The organism is Sphingomonas sp. OV641, from assembly GCF_900109205.1.
Taxonomy (GTDB): Bacteria; Pseudomonadota; Alphaproteobacteria; order Sphingomonadales; family Sphingomonadaceae; genus Sphingomonas.
Genome location: NZ_FNZB01000004.1, coordinates 142953 through 162707, shown reverse-complemented (window position 1 = coordinate 162707; position 19755 = coordinate 142953). Strand labels below are relative to the sequence as shown.

General features: G+C 67.5%; 15 protein-coding genes. 6 read left to right on the top strand and 9 right to left on the bottom strand.

The window, feature by feature from the left end; translation table 11 throughout:
- The first annotated feature begins 172 nt into the window (after window positions 1-172).
- On the top strand, window positions 173-1273 hold the full coding sequence (locus BMX36_RS16715) for an acyltransferase family protein (RefSeq protein ID WP_177179196.1): 1101 nt from the start codon (window positions 173-175) through the stop codon (window positions 1271-1273).
- 13 nt (window positions 1274-1286) lie between these two features.
- On the opposite strand, the gene BMX36_RS16710 is transcribed toward BMX36_RS16715, so the two are convergent.
- The gene (locus BMX36_RS16710; protein WP_066781227.1) at window positions 1287-1727 is read right to left on the bottom strand and encodes an Lrp/AsnC family transcriptional regulator; all 441 of its coding nucleotides are present in this window, start codon (window positions 1725-1727) and stop codon (window positions 1287-1289) included.
- 156 nt (window positions 1728-1883) lie between these two features.
- On the opposite strand from BMX36_RS16710, the gene BMX36_RS16705 reads away from it, so the two are divergent.
- A complete protein-coding gene (locus tag BMX36_RS16705; RefSeq protein ID WP_371262933.1) occupies window positions 1884-3233 on the top strand; it encodes a D-amino acid dehydrogenase in 1350 nt (449 codons plus the stop codon).
- 74 nt (window positions 3234-3307) lie between these two features.
- Here BMX36_RS16705 and BMX36_RS16700 read toward each other — a convergent pair whose 3' ends face one another.
- The gene (locus BMX36_RS16700; protein WP_066781214.1) at window positions 3308-4318 is read right to left on the bottom strand and encodes a 2-hydroxyacid dehydrogenase; all 1011 of its coding nucleotides are present in this window, start codon (window positions 4316-4318) and stop codon (window positions 3308-3310) included.
- Between the two features lie 99 nt (window positions 4319-4417).
- On the opposite strand from BMX36_RS16700, the gene BMX36_RS16695 reads away from it, so the two are divergent.
- On the top strand, window positions 4418-5881 hold the full coding sequence (locus BMX36_RS16695; RefSeq protein WP_093067283.1) for a L,D-transpeptidase family protein: 1464 nt from the start codon (window positions 4418-4420) through the stop codon (window positions 5879-5881).
- A gap of 524 nt (window positions 5882-6405) precedes the next feature.
- Here the strand turns inward: BMX36_RS16695 and BMX36_RS16690 are convergent.
- The 4 genes from BMX36_RS16690 to BMX36_RS21795 all read right to left on the bottom strand — a co-directional run bounded on the left by BMX36_RS16690 (window position 6406) and on the right by BMX36_RS21795 (window position 10554).
- On the bottom strand, window positions 6406-8673 hold the full coding sequence (locus BMX36_RS16690; protein ID WP_093067281.1) for a xanthine dehydrogenase family protein molybdopterin-binding subunit: 2268 nt from the start codon (window positions 8671-8673) through the stop codon (window positions 6406-6408).
- A gap of 10 nt (window positions 8674-8683) precedes the next feature.
- Window positions 8684-9697, bottom strand: coding sequence for an FAD binding domain-containing protein (locus BMX36_RS16685; RefSeq protein ID WP_093067278.1), 1014 nt, complete (start codon window positions 9695-9697; stop codon window positions 8684-8686).
- Window positions 9694-10227 (bottom strand): (2Fe-2S)-binding protein, encoded by a 534-nt coding sequence (locus BMX36_RS16680; protein ID WP_093067275.1) that lies wholly within the window; start codon window positions 10225-10227, stop codon window positions 9694-9696. Before BMX36_RS16680 ends, BMX36_RS16685 begins: the two co-directional genes overlap by 4 nt.
- A gap of 159 nt (window positions 10228-10386) precedes the next feature.
- Entirely contained in the window at window positions 10387-10554 is a 168-nt protein-coding gene (locus BMX36_RS21795) for a hypothetical protein (protein WP_156455533.1), read from the bottom strand.
- Window positions 10555-10772: 218 nt separating this feature from the next.
- On the opposite strand from BMX36_RS21795, the gene BMX36_RS16670 reads away from it, so the two are divergent.
- Entirely contained in the window at window positions 10773-11288 is a 516-nt protein-coding gene (locus BMX36_RS16670; protein WP_093067272.1) for a GNAT family N-acetyltransferase, read from the top strand.
- A 3-nt stretch (window positions 11289-11291) separates the two neighbouring features.
- On the opposite strand, the gene BMX36_RS16665 is transcribed toward BMX36_RS16670, so the two are convergent.
- On the bottom strand, window positions 11292-12758 hold the full coding sequence (locus BMX36_RS16665; protein ID WP_177179195.1) for an MFS transporter: 1467 nt from the start codon (window positions 12756-12758) through the stop codon (window positions 11292-11294).
- Window positions 12759-14328: 1570 nt separating this feature from the next.
- Here BMX36_RS16665 and BMX36_RS16660 point away from each other — a divergent pair.
- Both BMX36_RS16660 and BMX36_RS16655 read left to right on the top strand, forming a co-directional pair.
- Window positions 14329-15705, top strand: a complete 1377-nt coding sequence (locus tag BMX36_RS16660; protein WP_093067266.1) for a TetR/AcrR family transcriptional regulator — start codon at window positions 14329-14331, stop codon at window positions 15703-15705.
- A gap of 290 nt (window positions 15706-15995) precedes the next feature.
- Window positions 15996-16913 (top strand): hypothetical protein, encoded by a 918-nt coding sequence (locus BMX36_RS16655; RefSeq protein WP_093067264.1) that lies wholly within the window; start codon window positions 15996-15998, stop codon window positions 16911-16913.
- A gap of 21 nt (window positions 16914-16934) precedes the next feature.
- On the opposite strand, the gene BMX36_RS21790 is transcribed toward BMX36_RS16655, so the two are convergent.
- Together BMX36_RS21790 and BMX36_RS16650 are read right to left on the bottom strand one after the other, a co-directional pair.
- Window positions 16935-17096, bottom strand: coding sequence for a hypothetical protein (locus BMX36_RS21790; protein WP_177179194.1), 162 nt, complete (start codon window positions 17094-17096; stop codon window positions 16935-16937).
- A gap of 88 nt (window positions 17097-17184) precedes the next feature.
- Window positions 17185-19578 (bottom strand): putative bifunctional diguanylate cyclase/phosphodiesterase, encoded by a 2394-nt coding sequence (locus BMX36_RS16650; RefSeq protein ID WP_093067262.1) that lies wholly within the window; start codon window positions 19576-19578, stop codon window positions 17185-17187.
- Between the last annotated feature and the right edge of the window lie 177 nt (window positions 19579-19755).

The window sequence follows — 19755 nt, the reverse complement described above, 5'->3', positions numbered from 1 at the left end:
TCCCGCCCGGCAAAGGATCATACCCCCGAATTGCCAATGTCCGATCGATCCTGCCTTGCCTACCATCCGCGCGGCCCGGCGGTTCGGGCCGGACGGGGTATGTCCGGATGAGGTCAGCGCTCCTGCCGGGGATCGGTCCGGCGACGCTTCATCGATGCGGAGCGGTACTGGAATGACCCCTTATAACAGTGCCAGGACGACGGCGGATGGCGCCCAGCCGGCGGGCTTGCCCGAACGGGGGCAGACCGGCCGTCCCGCGGCATCGCCCTCCCCGCCGCATGGCCAGCGCGAGGCCTGGCCCGATTTCGCGCGCGCCTGCGCCATCATCCTCGTGGTGCTTTTCCACTCCCGCCACGCCACCTGGCTGATCGGGTTTCAGAATGACGCGCTGGCCGACCGGATCTGGCCATTGGTCAGCGACGTCAACAAGCCGCTGCGCATGCCCCTGTTCTTCTTCATTTCAGGGATGCTCGCCACCAGCGCCGTCACCAAGCCCTGGCGCGACATCGCGCACAAGCGCGTGTGGAACAATCTCTACCTCTATTTCCTGTGGGCTGCGATCTACATCGCGGTGATCCCCGCATGGCCGCGGCTGGACTGGAGCAGCTACACGGTTGTTCAGCAAATCCTGATGGCGATCGTCGGCGATTCCCCCGCCTGGTATCTCTGGGCGCTGACGATGTTCTTCCTGCTGGCGCGGATCGCGGCGCCGCTCCCCGCCATGATGGTGCTGGCGGTCACCTTCGTGATCGCCACGCTCGCGCCGACGCTGAAGGGCACGATCCACCCGCCGCCACGGCTCATGCTGCAATGCCTGTTCTTCTTTTTCGCTGGCCTGCGCTTCCGCGAGCCCGCCTTCGCCCTCGCGCGGCGCGCCGGCATCGTCACGCTGGCGCTGGCCACGCCGGTCATGCTCGCTTTGATATGGGCCTATCACAAGAACGTCTTCGGCACGTTCCCGCTGGCGGGGATCGCCTGCGTCTTCTGGGGCATCATCGCCTCCAGCCTCGCGACGCGGCATGTGCCGCTGCTCCGTTCGTTCGGTCATTGGATGGGATCGCGGACGCTACAGGTCTATGTGCTCCATTTCCTGGTCCTCACCGCCCTGCTGAACCTCGCCGCCACGTACCTGCCCGGCGCGGTCAAGGGATCGCCGCTGGCCGCCATCGCCGCGCCGCTGCTTCTTACCCTTGTCACCACCCTGGGCTGCCTGGCGTTGGCCTATTGCCTGCCGCGGCTGAAGCTCGGCTGGTTGCTGAAGCTGCCCCGGTGAGGCGCGCTTTCCCTCACGGCTTGCGATTGCTGCGCATCGCGAAGCTGGACGTGATCCGCGACACGCCCGGCAGTCGGGACAGCACGTCGCGGTGGAACCGGGCGTAATGATCCATGTCGGTGATCTGCAGCCGCAGCAGGTAATCGCCATCGCCCGTCAGCAGATACCATTCGCGGATCTCGGCATGGCGGCGCATCGCCGCCTCGAACCGGGTGAGATATTCCTCCGTCTGCCGTTCCAGCTCCACCTGCACCAGCGCCACCGTCCCCTCGTCGGGATCGCTGCCGGCGATGATCGCGGTATAGCCGCGGATCACGCCGCTTTTTTCCAGCAGCTTCAGCCGGCGCAGGCAGGCGGATTCGGACAGCCCCACCTCACGCGCCAGCGCGCTGTTGGTGATCCGCGCGTTCAGCCGGAGCTGGTTCAGGATGCGGCGGTCCACCGCGTCGGTCATGGTCGTGATTATCCCTGTTCGTTCGCAGATGCTGCGAAAACGGCGCCGCGATAGCAGCTTCCGTCGCAGATTCGGCCAAAAATCCGCGTCGGCTTCATCTATGATGCCATTGGAGAATGAGCGGGGAGAGCGAGTGGCGATGGTGGATCGTGCAATCTGGCGGCGGGTTCGGGCCGGCGGCGGCGCGGTGCCTGCTTCTGCCTTCGCTCTTGCCCCGCTTTCGCGTCCCGCCATGCCGGTGTCGGCACGATGAGGGTCGTCGTTCTTGGCGCCGGGGTGATCGGCGTCACCGCCGCTTATTACCTCCGCCGCGCCGGGCATGAGGTGGTGGTGGTCGATCGCCAGCCAGGCGCGGCGCTGGAAACCAGCTTCGCCAATGCGGGCGAGATCTCACCCGGCTATGCCTCGCCCTGGGCGGCGCCGGGCATTCCGGCAAAGGCGATCCGCTGGCTGCTGATGCATCACGCGCCGCTGATCCTGCGGCCGCGACCCGACATGGCGATGCTGACCTGGCTTGCCGCCATGCTGCGCAACTGCACGGCGCAGCGCTATGCCCTGAACAAGAGCCGCATGGTCGGGCTGGCGGAGTTCAGCCGCGACGAGCTGGTGGCGCTGCGCCGCGACCTCGGCATCGCCTATGACGAACGTTCGCAGGGGACGCTTCAGCTCTTCCGCACCGACAAGCAGATGGCCGGCAGCGCGAAGGACATGGATGTGCTGCGCGATTATGGCGTGCCGTTCGAATTGCTCGACCGCGACGGTTGCGTGCGGGCGGAGCCGGGCCTTGCCGCCGCGCGCGACCGCTTCGTCGGCGGGCTTCGCCTGCCCAATGACGAGACGGGCGATTGCCACCTGTTCACCACCCGCCTGGCGGAGCGGCTCGCCGCGGACGGGGTGGAGTTCCGTTATTCCACCGCGATCCGGGCGCTTGAGCTATCGGGCGGCGCAATCGCCGGGGTCAGCACCGATGCCGGCACCATTCGCGGCGATACTTATCTCGTCGCGCTTGGCAGCCATTCGCCGCAGCTCGTCCGCCCGCTCGGCTTGCGCCTGCCGGTGTATCCGGTGAAGGGCTATTCGCTGACCGTGCCGATCGCCGATCCGGCGCTGGCGCCCGTCTCCACCCTGCTCGACGAAAGCTACAAGATCGCGATCACCCGGCTGGGCGATCGCATCCGCGTGGGCGGCATGGCGGAGATTTCCGGCTATGATAATTCGCTGCCCCGCCGGCGCGAGGCGACGTTGCTCCATTCGCTGAACGATCTGTTCCCCGGCGCGGCGCGGCCGGGGCCGACCGGCTTCTGGAGCGGCCTTCGCCCCATGACGCCCGATGGCCCGCCGATCATCGGCCGCGCGGGGCCCGCGAACCTGTTCCTCAGCACCGGTCATGGCACGCTTGGCTGGACCATGGCCTGCGGCTCGGCCGCAGTGGTTTCCGCGCTCATCTCGGGCCAGCGCCCTCCCATCGCTACCGACGGCCTCGGGCTAGATCGCTACAGCCAGTAAGCGGGGCCGGTAAACGGGGCCGGTAAACGGGGCCGCTCAGCGGGGCCGGTAAGCGGGCCGGTCGCCGGCACCGCTCAGGCCAGCATTTCCACCGTCACCGGAAAGATCGGCCGGCCGGTGCGCGCGAAGGCGGCGACATTCTCCATCGTCGTCTCGGCGATGGCGGTCAGCGCCTCGTGCGTCAGGAACGCCTGGTGGCCGGTGATCAGCACGTTGGGAAAGGTCAGGAGCCGCGCGAACACATCGTCCTGGATGATCTGGCTGGACAGGTTCTCGAAGAAGAGGTCGCTTTCCTCCTCATAGACGTCCAGGCCGACATGGCCGATATGGCCGCTCTTCAATCCGTCGATCAGCGCCTGCGTTTCCACCAGCGCGCCGCGCCCGGTGTTGATGATCATCACCCCCGGCTTCATCCGCGCGATCGCCGCATGATCGATCAGGTGGCGGGTGTGGGGGGTCAGCGGGCAGTGGAGCGAAATGATGTCGGATCGGGCGAACAGCGTTGCCAGATCGACATATTCCCCGCCGGTGGCCGAAAAGCTCCTGTTCGCGGCCGGATCATGGCCAAGGATGCGGCAGCCGAGGCCGTTCATGATGCGCGCCAGGCTGGTGCCGATCTGCCCGGTTCCCACGATTCCCACCGTGCGACCGTGAAAGTTGAACCCGGTCAGCCCGTCCAGTGCGAAATTGCCCTCCCGCACGCGGGCATAGGCGCGGTGGATGTTGCGGCTGAGGCTCAGCATCAGCGCGGCGGTATGTTCCGCCACCGCCTCGGGCGAATAGGCCGGCACCCGCCCCACCTGGATGCCCAGCTCCTGCGCCGCGACCAGGTCCACATTGTTGAACCCGGCACAGCGCAGCGCGATCAGCCGCGTGCCCCCGGCGTGCAGCGCCTCCAGCACCGGCCGGTCGAGCAAGTCGTTGACAAAGGCGCATATTCCCGTCGCTCCCTGCCCCAGCGGCGCGGTGTCGAGGCTCAGCCTCGGCTCCAGGAAGCGGATCTCATGCCCCCCGCCCAGCGCATCGTTGGCCGCCGCCAGATAGGTCCGGTCATATGGTTTGGTGCTGAACGTCGCGATCCTCATGTCAGCGTCACCTTCCCTCTCCGCGCCCGGCCGCCCGACTCGATCCCGTGGAGCGCGCGGCGTTTCCGTGCGTTCCCTGATAGTTCACGGGAGTAGCAAGTGGGTAGAAACTGGGTCGTCACCGCATCGGCAATCGCCCTTCTCGCAGGGTGCAGCGTTCAGGATCAATCAGCGCAAAACGGCGCCGCCGGCACGGAGGCGGCACAGCAGGCAAGCTGGAGTGACAGCACCGCCGACCAGCTGCGCAAGGCCATCGCCGGCCGCGCCGCGCACGGCCTGGATGGCAAGGATTTCGCCGTCAGCGGCGATGACCCACAGGCGCTGACCCAGGCGGCGCTCGCTTATGCCGGCGCGCTGGCGCAAGGCGCGACCGACCCCACCAAGCTGTACGACGTCTATACCGTCGCGCGGCCGAAGGTGGATCTGAAACAGGGCCTGCAGAACGCGCTCGCCGCCGGCGATGTCGGCAAGTGGCTCGACGGCCTCGCGCCGCAGGACGCCAATTACCGCCGCCTGTCCGAAGCATATGTGGCGCTGCGCAAGCAGCCGGCGCAGGCGAAGCCGGCGGTTCCCGAAACGGGCGACCTGATCAAGCCGGGCGCCACCGATCCGCGCCTGCCAGTGATCGCCAACCAGCTGGTCGCGCTCGATTATCTGGACCGTGCCGCCGTGCAGGCCGGATCACAGGCCGGCGCACAATCTGGCGCACAGGGCAACAGCTACACCCCCGCCATGGTCGCGGCGGTGAAGACGATGCAGGCCGATTACGGCATGGAGCCGGATGGCGTGATCGGCGCGGAGGCGCTGGCGATCCTCAACATGTCCGATGACGTGCGCGCCCGCGCGATCGCGGTGAACATGGAACGGCTGCGCTGGCTGGAGCGCAGCCCGCCGCCCACCCGCATCGACGTGAACGTCGCCGCCGCGCGGCTCAGCTATTTCCGCGACGGCAAGCTGGTCGACAGCCGCCGCGTGGTGGTGGGCGAGCCGGACACGGAAACGCCGCAGCTCGGCTCCCCCATGTTCCGCCTCGTCGCCAACCCGACCTGGACGGTGCCGCGCTCGATCCAGAACAAGGAGATCGCCAACAAGGGCTCCGGCTATCTCAAGGCCAATAACATGGTCTGGAAGGACGGCTGGATCGTGCAGCAGCCGGGTCCGAAGAACTCGCTCGGCCTGGTCAAGTTCGACATGCAGAACGAACACGCCATCTACCTGCACGATACGCCCGCCAAGCCGCTGTTCGGCATGGTGCAGCGCGCGCGCAGCCACGGCTGCGTCCGCGTGGAGGACGCGCTCGGCTTCGCGCAGATGCTGGCCGAGCAGGAAGGCGTGCTCGACGAATGGAACAAGGCCCGTGCGACGGGCAAGGAAACCTTCGTCAAGCTGCCCCGCCAGATCCCCGTCCGGCTGCTGTACCAGACGGTGCTGTTCGACGAATCCGGCGCGCCGATCGTGCGCAACGATCCTTATGGCTGGAATGACCGCGTGTCCGAGGCGCTCGGCTTCAAGGGCCCGGCGTCGATGAAGGTGAAGACCGGCGCCGCGGACGTCGGGCCGTAGGCCCGCGTCGCATCTCGCAATGAAGGTATGCTAGCCATATCAACTATTCATACCCGCTGGTAGCGTGCTGCCAGCTCGAAAGCCGCTGAGAGGAAACTCGACGCGGCTTTCCCTTTTCTGCTACTCGGATTTGATACGAACGATTGTTAAGTCGGCGACTTCAAGCAGTACCTTCGAAAGTTGCAGTCGGGCCCAGGTCTGAGATGGATTAATCACAAGATCCTGGCGGAAAGACGCTGCGTCCTCAACACTAGGTTGAAGCGGTGCGTTAGCACACAGCGCGCGCTTCAGCTGGTCTCGACGCAATGGCGTCGACTAAGGTTTGATCCAGGCTCCTCGAAGCACCTCCCCGGCGAAGGCCGGGGTCCAGGTGGGAAGGCGTTGGCAAAGTCCGCTGTGCCTGCCAGCTTTGTCGCGCAACTGGGCCCCGGCCTTCGCCGGGGCGGCGGATCAATCTGGTCGGATCAAACCCTAGGCAGCAGGTCTATCTCAACGCGCTTGGCACCGCGCCGGGCGGCGCCCGCTCACCCGGCGGGCGTTTCCAGCAACTTGTCGATGGTGATCGGCAGTTCGCGCACGCGTTTTCCCGTGGCGTGATAGATGGCATTGGCGATCGCCGCCGCGGTGCCGACGATGCCGATCTCGCCCAGCCCCTTCACGCCCAGCGGCGACACCTCGGGATCGGGCTCGTGCACGAAGATCACGTCGATATCGTGCACATCGGCATGGGCGGGCACGTGATATTCGGCGAAATTGTGGTTCATCCACCGGCCCAGCTTCGTGTCCGCGAACGTCTCCTCGTGCAGCGCCATGCCCATGCCCATCACCACGCCGCCCAGGATCTGGCTGCGCGCAGTCTTGGGGTTGATGATCCGGCCGGCGGCGACGGCATTGACCACGCGGGTCACGCGCACCTGGTTCAGCTCCTCGTCCACCCGCACTTCGCAGAAGATCGCGCTGTGCGTGTTGCGGGACTTGCGCGCCATGGACACCATGTCGCTGATCCCGGGTGCGGCGGTTTCCTCCACCTCGATGTCATCCAGCCCGGCGGCGGCCATCACGTCGGTGATCCTTGCGCGGATCGTGGGATTGTCGCGCCGGATCATCTCGCCGCCGGCTAACTCCAGCCCCTCGATGCCGTTGACGCCGCGAAACGGCTGCCCGTCGAGCTTCTCCGCCGCCGACAGCAGCTTCTTCGCCACTGACTGGCAGGCAAGCTGTACCGCCGCGCCGGTCGACGCCGCGGCCCAGGATCCGCCCTCCACCGGTGCCTGGGGCAGGTCGCTGTCGCCCAGCTTGGCGGTGATCTGCTCGGGCGCGAGGCCCAGCGTATCGGCCGCGACCTGCACCATCACCGTATAGGTGCCGGTGCCGATGTCGGAGCTGGCCGAGGCGACCTCCAGCCTGCCGTCGGCGCTCAGCACCGCGCGCGCCGCGGTCTTGCTGAACTGGGCGTCCCACATGCCCGTCGCCATGCCCCAGCCGATCAGCTCGCGCCCTTCCTTCATGGAGCGGGGCGCGGGCGATCTCTTCTCCCAGCCGAAGCGCGCCGCGCCCTCCTGATACGCCTCGCGCAGCGCCTTGGAGGTGTAGGGCGTGCCGTTCATCGCATCGACCTCCGAATAGTTCAGGAGGCGGAAGTCCAGCGGATCGACGCCGGCGGCATAGGCCATTTCGTCCATCGCGATTTCGAACAGCGCCATGCCCGTCGCCGCGCCCGGCGCGCGCATGTCGGCGGAGGTATAGGTGTCGCGCGGCGCGATCGTATATTCGCCGCTGGCATTGGGGCAGTCGTAGTTCATCATGCCCCAGACGACGATATCCTCCATGTTGTTCTCGAAGCGGGATGTGGAGGTGGTCGCGTCATGGATCATCGCCTGGAGCTTGCCGTCCGGCTCGGCGCCGAGGCGCACCGAATAGGTGCATTCGGGGCGGTGCGCATGGGTGAACATCTGCTGGCGCGTCATCACCACCCGCACCGATCGCTCGAGGTGGATCGCCGCCATCACGGCAAGCTGCACCTGCCATTGCGGCCGCAGCCCCGATCCGAAGCCGCCGCCGACATAAGCGTTGACGACACGGACGTCCTTCTTGCTGAGGCCAAAGGCGCTGGCGAGATAGGCCTGCGGGCCCTGTGATCCCTGCACCTTGTCGTAAACGGTGATCTTGCCGTCGCCATGCCATTCCACCGTGGAGGCGTGCATCTCCATCGGATTGTGATGTTCGGGCGCGAGGTGATAATCGCCCGTCATCTTCACCGGGGCATCGGCAAAGGCTGCCTCCGCATCGCCGCGGTTCTTCGGCGGATGATAATTGTTCCGCCGCTTCATGTACGACGGCAGGAACTTCTCGGCCAGCGAGGCCTCGAAGTCGATGTTGTGCGCCTCTTCCTCATAGCGCACCTCGATCAGGCTGGCGGCGAAGCGCGCCGCCTCGAACGTCTCCGCCACCACCAGCGCGACCGGCTGGCCGGCGAACAGGATAGTGTCGTCGTGAAATGCCTTGAACGGCTCGCCGGGGATCGACAGCTCGTCCTTCCAGTTGCGGTCGAGCCAAGCCTGTTTCGGGCGGTTGAGGTGGCTGATCACGTCCACCACGCCGGGCACCTCGCGGGCCGCGGCCTCGTCGATCGACAGGATCGAGCCCTTGGCGATCCGCGAATTGACCGCCACGCCGTGCAGCAGACCGGGCACGTTATATTCGGCGGCATATTTCGCCTGCCCCGTCACCTTGTCCACGCCGTCCACCCGTGACAGCGACGAGCCGATGCCGATCTTGGCCGGTGCGTTCATGGGTTGCTCCTCAGACGATGCGCTTGTCGGTTTGCGATTGCGGCGTGCCCGCTGCGGCCTGCGCCAGCGCGCGCACGATGGCGCGCCGGGCCAGGCCGATCTTGAAATCATTCTCGCCCTGGCCGCGCGCGCCCTTCAGCATCGCCTCCGCCACGGCGCGAAAGGCATCTTCGCCCGGCCGCTCGCCGCGCAGCAGGCGCTCCGCCTCCGGCACGCGCCACGGTTTGTGCGCGACCCCGCCCAGCGCCACGCGCGCCTCGGCGATCTCGCCATCCTCCATCTTCAGGGCCACCGCGACCGACACCAGGGCAAAGGCGTAGGACAGGCGGTCGCGCAGCTTCAGATAGGTGTAGTTGCTGGCGAACCCTTCCGCCGGCAGGTCGATTGCGGTGACAAGCTCGCCGGCGCGCAGGTTGTTATCGCGCCATGGCTCGTCGCCGGGCAGGCGGTGGTAATCGGCGAAGGGGATCGTGCGCTCGCCATCCGGCCCGCTCACCTGCACCTCCGCCTCCAGCGCGGCGAGCGCCACGCACATGTCGGACGGATGCGTGGCGATGCACTGGTCGCTCGCGCCCAGGATGGCATGGATCCGGTTCACGCCCCCAATCGCGCCGCAGCCCTCGCCGGGACGCCGCTTGTTGCAGGGGGTGTGCACGTCATAGAAATAATAGCAGCGCGTCCGCTGGTTGAGGTTGCCGCCGTTGGTCGCGGCATTGCGCAGCTGCGGCGAGGCGCCGGCGAGGATCGCGGAGGCGAGCAGCGGATAGCGCGCCTGCACCTCCGGATGGTAAGCGGTGTCGGCATTGGTGGCGAGCGCGCCGAGCCGCAGCCCGCCGCCCTCGCGCGCTTCGATCGCGCGCAGCGGCAGGTGATTGATGTCGATCACCTGCAACGGGCGGGCGACATTTTCCTTCATCAGATCAACGAGGTTGGTGCCGCCGGCGAGATAGGCGGCATGGTCGTCGCGTCCGGCGGCAATCGCATCGGCCGTGGCGCCGGGCCGCTGGTAGTCGAAGCGGATCATGCCGGCTTCTCCGTGCTCAGAACCTCCAGCACCGCATCGGCGATGTTGGGATAGGCGCCGCAGCGGCACAGGTTGCCGCTCATCTGCTCGCGCACCTCGTCGCGGCTGTGCGCATGGCCTTCGTTGATCAGCCCCTGCGCGGAGCAGATCTGGCCCGGCGTGCAATAGCCGCACTGGAACGCGTCATGCTCGATGAAGGCGCTCTGCAGCGGGTGGAGCTTGCCCGGCTGGCCCAGCCCCTCGATCGTCGTCACCTCGCACCCGTCCAGCGTGACGGCGAGTTTCAGGCAGGAATTCATCCGCTTGCCGTCGATCAGCACCGTGCACGCGCCGCACTGGCCGTGATCGCAGCCCTTTTTGGACCCAGTGAGATCAAGCTTGTCGCGCAGCAGGTCGAGCAGCGTCGTCCAGGGCTCCACCTGCAGCCGGCGCGCCTCGCCGTTGATGGAAAGGCGCAGCGGCAGGGTGCCGATCGGGTCGGCGGCGACGCGCTGCGCGGCGGTGCGATCCAGCGTGACGGCCTCGTTCATGCCTGCGCCCCGGTCTTGCCGGCGTGCTTGCAGGCGCGCCCTTTGGTGTCGCTCATCGCTGGTCCTTCGCTTGTGCCATTGGGAGCCCGAACGGGCGAGCGTGCGAAAGGCTGCGCGATATCGGGCACTTGGCCGTTTGAGGCCGATTGCGCTCCGATTTCAGGCCGGCGGCTTCGACTGCGCGGCCGGATCGATCCCGGTGGCTGGCACGTCCGTGTTGTCGCCATCCTCCATGCCGAAGCGGGTCGTGCCGCCCTCCCCCGCCTGCTGCGGGCGGGTATCGTCTTGTTCCTGCGGCTTTTTGCCGGCTGCGCGATCGTCTTGCATCCTGTCCTCCATCAAGCCGCATCAACCCACGGGCGCGGCGATCGGGTCCGCGCAACAACACAATCCACATTCCATCCACAGCCCTGTCCGCAGCCTTTCCACGCTGCGTCCACCGCCACTCCACAGTCTTTCCACATGCTTCTCCTCGCGTTATCCACAAGGTTATCCACAGGTGAACCTAGTCCTAAGCGCCTGACCCATCAGCAGATTTCCCAGCCATGCCACCGCCCGACCCAGCCATCCTGATCCGCCCGTTCTGCCCCGACGATCTGCCGGACGCCCTGGCGATCCAGGCGGCGAGCTACCCCGCGTTCCTGCGCGAGGACCGGGCGGCGTTCCTGAGCCGGCTGGAGATCGACGCAAGCTGTTGCCTGGCCGCGACGCGGGAAGGCGCGCTGATCGCCTACATGCTGGCGCATGGCTGGCCGCGCGCCGCGCCGCCTGCTGTCGGCACGATCTTGCCACGCCATGCAGCGATGGAAGTGCTGTTCATCCATGACCTCGCCGTGGCGCCGTTCGGCCGCGGAACCGGCGTGGGTGGCCTGTTGGTGGCCGCATCCGTCACCCTGGCGGAGAAATTTGGCCTGCACCGTGCCGAGCTGATCGCGGTGGAGGGCGCGGCCGATTACTGGCGCAGGCTCGGCTTCACGGAGACGCCCTGTTCGCCCGCGCTCGCCGCCAAGGTCGCGGGCTATGGCCCGGCGGCGAAATGGATGACGCGGGAGATTGGCTGACGCTCAGGCCGCGCCGCGCACCTCCGGCACGTCAAGCGCGGTCAGCCGTGCCTCATGCCCCTCCCGGTCGATGCGGTAGAATTTCCAGATTGCGATCGACAGGAAGCTGAGCGTCGTCACCAGTACCAGGAAGGTCCAGCCGAGCGCCGCCAGCGTCTCCGCCGGCACCTGGCCCGGCAGCGCCTTGCGGGGAAAGGCAATGAGGGTGAGCAGCGCGCCGCCCAGCACCGTGCCCATCGCGGTGATGATCTTCTGGATGAACTGGTCGGCGGAAGTGATCAGCCCTTCCGACCGCCGGCCCGTCCGCGCCTGCGCATCCTCCACGATGTCCGCGATCATGGAACTGACCAGCACGAAGCCGCCGTAATAAAAGACGGCGGAAACAAAGGCGAAGCCGACCAAGGTGGGCAGCAGCAGCGGATCGCCATTGGCGAAGAAAACCCCGGACAAGCGCAGCAGCAGCGGCATGTTGGTAAGGATCGTGCCGACGAAGAACAGGCCCATGCAGGCGCGCTTCTTGCCATGGCGGCGGGACAGCATCGCGCCCACGATCGCGCCGATCGGCGTGGCGACGAAGCCGGCCACCGTCGTCAGCAACAGGGCGGAGGCGGGCAGGCCCCAGATGAAGGTGGCGATATAGGCCTCCAGCACGGTGCGGATGCCAAAGCCGATACCGGCCAGCGCGCCGGCGATCACCGCCACCGCCATGTTGCGATTGCGCAGCGTTTCCACCGCCTCTTTCAACGACTTGCCGATGCCGCCGGTGCTTTCGGGCGGCTCATAAAGCGCGCCGCGATAGCGCCGCGTGCCAAAGGCGTTGATCAGCATCGCCGCCAGCATCAGCAGCGCCGCGGCGATCCCCAGCCGGCCATAGCCCTCCCGCACCAGCTGCCCCACCGCGCCTTGCTCCGGCGAGAGAAACCAGCCGAGGCCGAGAAAGGCGGTGATCATCGCGCCGCCCGTCCCCAGCACCCAGCGCCAGGCGAGCAGATTGGTGCGCACATGATAGCCCGGCGCCAGCTCCGGCGTCAGCGCATTGGCCGGCACCTCATAGAGGCTGAAGGTAAAGTTCAGCACCAGCGCACTGCCGAGGAGCCAGGCGAAGGTGGCGCCCGACGACAGGCCGACCGGCGGATTCCACAGCATTGCGCAGAGGATCGCGACCGGCACCGGCGCGGCGAACATCAGCGTATGCCGGCGCCCCCAGCGCGAGCGGAGATTGTCGGAAAAATGGCCGATCGCCGGATCCCACACCGCATCGCAGGCGATCACGATGGCGAGCGCGAGGCTGACCATCCATGCCTCCAGCCCGACCACCTGACTGTAAAACAACAGCAAAAGCGAACGCAGATAGATCAGCGAGCCATTGGCCATGGCGCCGGTGCCATGCGCGACCTTTGTGCCCAGCGGCAGGCCGGCGCGCTGCCGTTCGGGGGGAACATCGCTCAGCTCAGCCGCGATCGTCGCCATGATGCTCTCCTTGCTGCGGAACACCGGACGCCCGCCGGTGCCGCCCCTTCGCCGGCGCAGCCGGCCGCGCGGCATGATCGGATCACGAGCGGAGCAAATCGGCCGCGCGCCCGTAATCGGGTTTCGACCCGGCAGGCGGGATGCCGCGCGGCCGCCATCGCAGCCGCGTCGCACGCCCCGCCAGACCAACGGCCGGCGCGATTGTTGCCGCTTACCGCCACAGATCATCCTCTCCATAACGAGTTTTGGAAAAAGCGTGGTCGCTGTCAAGATTCCAAATTCGGCTATGGTGGGTTTGATGGGGTTTGTGGGGCGGTGGTGTCGCTTTCTGCGCGGCGACTGCTTCGGGCGCGGCTGGTTTCAGGCAGTTGGATGGTTGCTACATGCCTTTCACTTTGGGCTTGCCCAGGCAGCCAGGGTGCCGCTCCTCTTCAGCCATCGCGTTCGCGGAGCCTTGGACCCCGGCACAAGGCCGGGGTGACGGAGGGGTGAGGGGCGGTCGGCATCTCTGCAGAGGTTGCCCGGCGGGAAGCGCAGGAGAGGCACACCGTTATTGAACGCCCGCCTGCCAATCGGCGCGCAGCCACCCCGGCGGAGGCCGGGGCCCAGGTGGGAAGGCCGTTGTAACTGCCCTCGCCGCGTGCCGACGGCGCTTTTCCCAGTTGGAGTCCGACCTTCGCGAGACTTGGGCGCGCGCTCCATCGTACCGAATCAGTCAGGGCATCTAGGGTGCCGCTCCTCCCCAGCCATCGCGTTCGCGGAGCCTTGGACCCCGGCACAAGGCCGGGGTGACGAGGGGGTGAGGCGCGGTCGGCACCTCTGCAGAGGTTGCTCGGCGGGAAGCGACAGGACCGGCACACCGTCATTGAACGCCCGCCCACCAACCGACGCGCAGCCACCCCGGCGGAGGCCGGGGTCCAGTTGGGAAGGGCGTCGTGGTCGCCCGCGTCGCGTACCAACGGCGCATTTCCCAACTGGACTCCGGTTTTCGCGAGATCTGGGCGCCCCCCTCCGTCATGCTGGGTTTGCCCAGGCAGCCAGGGTGCCGCTCCTCTTCAGCCATCGCGTTCGCGGAGCCTTGGACCCCGGCACAAGGCCGGGGTGACGAGGGGGTGAGGCGCGGTCGGCACCTCTGCAGAGGTTTGCGATGTGGGGCAGCAAGAACCGGCACACCGTTTTTGAACACCCGCGCGGCCACCCCGGCAGAGGCCGGGGTTCAGGTGGGAAGGTCGTCGTAATCGCCTGACGAGGGATGTGGGGCGTGGCCGGGACCGTTGCGGAGGTTGCTCCGGCGGGAAGCGACGGGAGGGGCACATCGTTCTTGAGCGCCCGCCCGCCAATCGCCGCGTGGCCACCCCGGCGGAGGCCGGGGCCCAGGTGGGAAGGTCTTCGCAACTGCCCGCGTCTCGTGCCAACGGTGCCTTTCCCGAATGGGCCCCGGCCTTCGCCGGGGTAGCTGCCTTCATTGAGAGCGCCGGGGCTCGGGCGGGTGGGATGGAGCTGCGGCCGCCGCCTATCGCCCGCGCCTTTACCTGAGTGATGCGCGGATGGAGCGGCGTGATCTCGGCAGGTGCGCGGCGGGGTACGGGGCGGGGCGGGCCGAACTGGCTGGCTGGAGTGTCGCGAGGGGCCGGCCTATACCGATGGGGTGAGTGCCCGGCCTGCCCCTGCCCCCGATCAACCGGCGCAGCCGGTCGCGGACGTTCGGCCGGCGCGGGCCGCGCGGACGCCGCGGTTCAACCGGCGGCGGGCGCAGATCCTGGACACCGCCTCCGCGCTCATCAACCGGCATGGCCTGCGCGGCATGACGCTGACCGCGGTCGCGCGGGCGCTGGCGCTCGATACCAGCAGCGTGACCTATTACTTCCGCCGCAAGGAGCAGCTCGCGGCGGCCTGTTTCGAGCGGACGCTGCGCTTCGCGCTGGAGGCGGCAGAGGCGGCGGCCTGCGCGCCCGATCCGCCGGCGCGGGTGCGGCACCTGATCGCCACCTATTTCGACCTGTATCGCGCGCGTGAGGCGCCCGGCGCCGGGGAGCTGGCCGTGCTGTCCGACATTCGCGCGCTGGACGAGGCCGCGCGCGCGCCGCTGGAGGCGATCTACGCGCAGGGGTTCGCGGCCGTGCGCGGCATGTTCGCGCCAGGCGAGGGGCATAGTGGCGGATCGCGCTCCGCCATTGCGGCGACTCACCTCACCGCCAGCCTACAATGGCTGCCCGCCTGGATCGATCGTTACCAGCCGCGCGATTTCGCCCGGGTGGAGGCGCGGCTGTTCGACGTGCTGGCGCATGGGCTGGCAAGCGACGGGCGGACGTGGCCCCTGCCCCCTCTGCCGCCCCTGCCGGCACGCGAGCCCGGCGCCTGCCCGGCCGCCCCGGCGGGCGAGGCCGAGACGGCGCAGGCGCGCTTTCTGGCCGCGGCCACCCGGCTGATCAACCGCTACGGCTATGCCGGCGCCAGCGTGGAGCGGATCGCGGCGGAGCTGGGGGTGAGCACCGGCAGCTTCTATCATCACCTCGACAACAAGGACGATCTGGTGCTCGCCTGCTTCCGCCGCTCCTTCGCGACGATCGAGTGGGCGCAGGCGCATGGCGATGCGGCGGGGCGCGACCAGGGCGAGCGGCTGGCGATCGCCGCCGCCATGCTGGTGGCGATGCAGTTCGACGAGAACAGCCCGCTGCTGCGGATGAGCGCCTATCAGGCGCTGCCGCTGGAGCTGCGCGCGGACATGCTGCAACTGGCGGCGCAACTGACGCGGCATGTGGCGGGCACGATCGCGGACGGCATCGCCGACGGATCGCTGCGCGCGGTGGATCCGCTGGTCGCCGGACAGACGGTGATGGCCGCGATCAGCGCCGCCTCCGACCTGCGCCGCTGGGCCGCCCCGCGCGACCGGGCGGAAGCGGTGGCGGCCTATCTGGCGCCGTTGCGGACCGGGTTGTTCGGGTGATTGGACAAGCGATCGGGCCGCTGGCCAAGACGCTCTGATCGTGAATACCGACGCGAGCGTCGCGTAACTCCTGTCGTCACTCCGGGCATGTCCCGGCATTCACCTATCACAAGCCTGTCCTGAGCGACGCTGCAGGCGGCGTCGACGGACCGGGATCGCGCCGCTTGTGAAGCAGCCAAAGAGTTTCGTCGAGATCAGTACGAACGGTAATGGTGGTTCATCCTGATCGAAAACCGCTTCGATTGATATAGTCTCGCCATCTGGCAACGCTTCATAGGCGGGACATATCGATGCCGGACTGGTTGATCATTGCCCGCGTGCTCACCCTCTTCATCGAGGCGGCCGGTCTTTATTTTCTCACGCGCGAGATTTTGATGGCGCAAAAGACCGAACGGATCGGGGCAGGTCTGGAAAGCATCAAACGGATCCGGGACGCGATCCAGCAAGGGGACTGGCGCGCAGCCGTACTGGAGATATTGCTCGATAGTCCGGCCACTGCGCGCTTTGCACTATCCACGTACAAGACCTATTCGCTTCAGGAGTGCAAGAATATCGCGCTGCGATGGGACAGTACCACGCCTGACGCCACCGAAGTGAGTGCGAGATGGCATCACCTGACCGCGCAGGCAGTCTACCAGTGGCGCGCCAAACTATTGGTCATCGGTGTGTTCTGCGCCTTTCTCGCTCTGGTCGCCGGGGGCGCGCTGGACCTGTTCGAGCCCGAGGAGCGTGCCCCTACCGTCGTTTCGGGCTCCGGCACGAAGGCGCCCGCCCTGTTCGCCGCGAGTGCCGCCATCCGGTTTGGCGATGGCGAAGCGTCGATCCCGATTGCAGGCGACGGCTCGACTGCGGATGGGGTCCGATCCGTTTGCGCGATCAAGAGGGAGCTGCAGTCGCGCCACATGCGAAGCGCAGTGGTGATCGGAAGGGCCGACCAGCGGGACCTGAGCGCGAAGTTGGCCCAGCGTTTCTCCTCCAACATCGGTCTGGCGCAGGCACGGGCGAACGCCGTTGCCGCATATCTGCGCGACCCAAGCTTCTGCGGCCCGGCGCTGTCGCCTGTCATCCCGCTGGTGGCGGGCCCTTCGCATATTGGTCGTGACAACCGATCACCGGCATCGCTCGCCGAGGATCGTACCGTCAGCGTCTACGGTCTGGATCACGATGTACCGGCATCGCGTGTTCGTCTCGCGCAGGGAGGCCGATAAAGACGCTTACTGGGCCCCCGATCACCCCTGCCCGGCCGGTGCGGCCTGCATGTCGGGGGTTCGTTCCTTGGTTTCCTTGTTGCTGAGGCTGATGCCGAGGAGCGCGACGATCCACATCAGGGCGCCTAGCGCGACGACGATGATGGCGGCGCGGGCGAGGCGGTTGTTGGAGGGACGGGGCATGGGGGAGGAACGCACAAGGTGCCGGTTCGGGCCCAATTTCGCTCGCTCGCTTCCCGATCGCTTTCCCGCCGGGGGGGGGCGTGCGCCTTTAGCGGAAGCGTTCGCGGTAGGTCTGGCGGGCGGCGGTGCCCCAATCGGCCTGCTCGCAGAGCTGCGCGACGAAGCGGCAGTCCCATTTGCCGAAGAAGGGCGCGACCTGCTCCGCTGCCATCGGGCGGCTGAACAGATAGCCCTGCCCCATGTCGCACCCCTTGGCGATGAGGTGCGCGGCCTGGGTTTCCGTTTCCACCCCTTCGGCGACGGTGGTGATGCCGAGGCTGCGGGCCAATTGGATCACCGCGCCGATGATCGCCGAATCCTCGCAATCCACCATGGTCAGGCGGGAGACGAAGGACTGGTCGATCTTCAGCGCATCGACCGGGAATTGCTTCAGATGCGTGAGCGAGGCGTAGCCGGTGCCGAAATCGTCGAGCGCGATGGTGATGCCCGCATCCGACAGCGTCTTCAGCGCCACGCTGACATTTTCGGCGAGCTGCCCGAGGAAGACGGTTTCCGTCACCTCCAGCTCCAGCATGGATGGCGGCAGCTTCGCCTGTTCCAGCCGCTCCAGAATGCGCTCGGCAAAGCCGCCGCGGCGGAAATCCTCGGGCGAGCCGTTGATGGCGATGCGGCCGAACGGCACGCCCTTGTCCGCCCAGCGCACCATGTCGCGGATGGTGCGCTCCAGCATCCGGTCGGTGATCTGCACGGCGGTGCCCGGGTCCTCGAACGCCGCGCTGATCGAGGCGGGGGAGCGCAAGCCCTGCTGCGGATGATGCCAGCGCAGCAGCGATTCAAAGCCAAGCACCGCGCCGGTCCTGAGGCAGATCTTGGGCTGGTAGAAAGGCACGATCCAATCGGCCTGCAAGCCGGCGCGCGCATCGGCCAGCATGTGCTTTTCACGCTCGGCCGCGTCGCGCAGATCGCGCTGGAATTCGCGCAGGCCACCGCGATTGTCGCGCTTCGCGGCGTAAAGCGCGAGATCGGCGCTCTTGTGGATTTCCTTGGCGGTGCCGCCGTCGCGGAACGCCTGGGCGAAGCCGGCGCTGAGGCTGACGTCGATATGGCGGCCGGCATGGACCATGGGGCTGGAGATCTCGGCGAGCAGCCCGGCGATCTGCGCCGTGCCCATGCCGCTGTCGTCCAGGCTGGGGATGATGATGGCGAATTCGTCCCCGGCGAGCCGCGCCGCGGTGGCGCCGGGCGGGGCGACCCGCTGGAGCCGGCAGGCGACCTCGCGCAGCAGCGCATCGCCCGCGTCATGGCCGAGGCTGTCGTTGATCATCTTGAACCGGTCCACATCGAACACGATCAGGCCGACGCTGGCGCGCTGTTCCCCCGCCTCAGCGAGCGCGAGATCGAGCCGCTCGGCGAAGAGCAGCCGGTTGGGGAGGCCGGTGAGCGAATCGTAATGGGCGGCGAGGCGCAGCTCGCTTTCATAGCGTTTCTGCGCCGTCACATCCTGAAGCGAGCCGACCAGCCGCGTGGCGCGACCCTGCGGATCGCGCACGACGAAGCCGCGGCTGCGCACGGTGAGATACTCGCCCGATCCCGCCAGCACGCGGAACTCATGCGTCCAGTGGGTAAACTCGGGATCGGCGAGCGCGGCGGGGCGGACGCCGGTGCGCGCGCGATCGTCCGGGTGGATGCGATCCTGCCACCAGTGCCGCGAAGTGCCGGCCTGCGCCTCGGGATAGCCGAGCCAGGTGCCGACCGCGCTGCTCCAGTCGATCCGATCGCCGTCCAGCGGGATATCCCAGATGACGTCGTTCGCCGCCTGCGAGGCGAGGCGGTAGCGTTCCTCGCTGTCGCGCAGGGCAGCGATCAGCTCCGCCATGTCCCCGCGCGCGTTCAGCGCGGCGGTGAACGCCTGGTGGCTGGAGACCATGGCGCGCACCACGACGATCGAAACCATCACAAAGGTGAGCGCCACGCCCACCAGATAGCTGTCGCCCGAGCCGACCATGCGCAAGGTGATCGGCATGGCGCCGAACAGCAGCACCGAAAAGCCAGCGACGGGAAGCGCCTGAAGGCAATAGCAGCAGCTGATCGACCCCACGAACACGAACAGGGCAACGGCCGTGCCGCGTGTCGCATCCGTTTCGCCCAGCAGCACCGATCCCCACAGGCCGAAGGCCGCGCTGAGGATCACGGAGGCGAGAATGGTGCCGTACAGATAGCGGCGGATCTGGTTGGGCGTGGGCGCCGCCGACTTGCGGAACAGCCACAGGCACGCGCGCCCCAGCACCGCGAGCAGCAACAGCGCCGGCATGCCAAGGCTGTGCGCGGCGGGCACGCTGCCGTGGGTAGCGAGGCCGAGAAAGGCGGCGTCGATCGCGAGCACGGCATACATCAGCGGGATCTGCGTGCGCAGCCGCGTGAACTGATCCCGCAGGAGCGCATCCGAGCTCTGCGCTACCTGCAGAAAGGGACTGAGAAACATCAATGAATTAGACTCGCGCGCTCCAACTCCTTGTTTATCGGGAGCCTTGTTAAGATCCCGTGATACGAAGTCCGGACTGAATTACGTATTTCGATCGGCGGCCGCGGCGCGGCGAGGCGGTGACCGATCCTGCCAAGATGGCGCGTTCCTGCGGGAAGTGGCGAGCGGGAGAAGGTC

Bases quoted from the DNA above. Each gene is read 5' to 3' on its own strand.
- BMX36_RS16665 (WP_177179195.1), bottom strand. From the start codon at position 12,758: ATGGCGACGATCGCGGCTGAGCTGAGCGATGTTCCCCCCGAACGGCAG.
- BMX36_RS16700 (WP_066781214.1), bottom strand. From the start codon at position 4,318: ATGAGGATCGCGACGTTCAGCACCAAACCATATGACCGGACCTATCTG.
- BMX36_RS21795 (WP_156455533.1), bottom strand. From the start codon at position 10,554: ATGCAAGACGATCGCGCAGCCGGCAAAAAGCCGCAGGAACAAGACGAT.
- BMX36_RS16710 (WP_066781227.1), bottom strand. From the start codon at position 1,727: ATGACCGACGCGGTGGACCGCCGCATCCTGAACCAGCTCCGGCTGAAC.
- BMX36_RS16715 (WP_177179196.1), top strand. From the start codon at position 173: ATGACCCCTTATAACAGTGCCAGGACGACGGCGGATGGCGCCCAGCCG.
- BMX36_RS16670 (WP_093067272.1), top strand. From the start codon at position 10,773: ATGCCACCGCCCGACCCAGCCATCCTGATCCGCCCGTTCTGCCCCGAC.
- BMX36_RS21790 (WP_177179194.1), bottom strand. From the start codon at position 17,096: ATGCCCCGTCCCTCCAACAACCGCCTCGCCCGCGCCGCCATCATCGTC.
- BMX36_RS16690 (WP_093067281.1), bottom strand. From the start codon at position 8,673: ATGAACGCACCGGCCAAGATCGGCATCGGCTCGTCGCTGTCACGGGTG.
- BMX36_RS16680 (WP_093067275.1), bottom strand. From the start codon at position 10,227: ATGAACGAGGCCGTCACGCTGGATCGCACCGCCGCGCAGCGCGTCGCC.
- BMX36_RS16655 (WP_093067264.1), top strand. From the start codon at position 15,996: ATGCCGGACTGGTTGATCATTGCCCGCGTGCTCACCCTCTTCATCGAG.
- BMX36_RS16650 (WP_093067262.1), bottom strand. From the start codon at position 19,578: ATGTTTCTCAGTCCCTTTCTGCAGGTAGCGCAGAGCTCGGATGCGCTC.
- BMX36_RS16685 (WP_093067278.1), bottom strand. From the start codon at position 9,697: ATGATCCGCTTCGACTACCAGCGGCCCGGCGCCACGGCCGATGCGATT.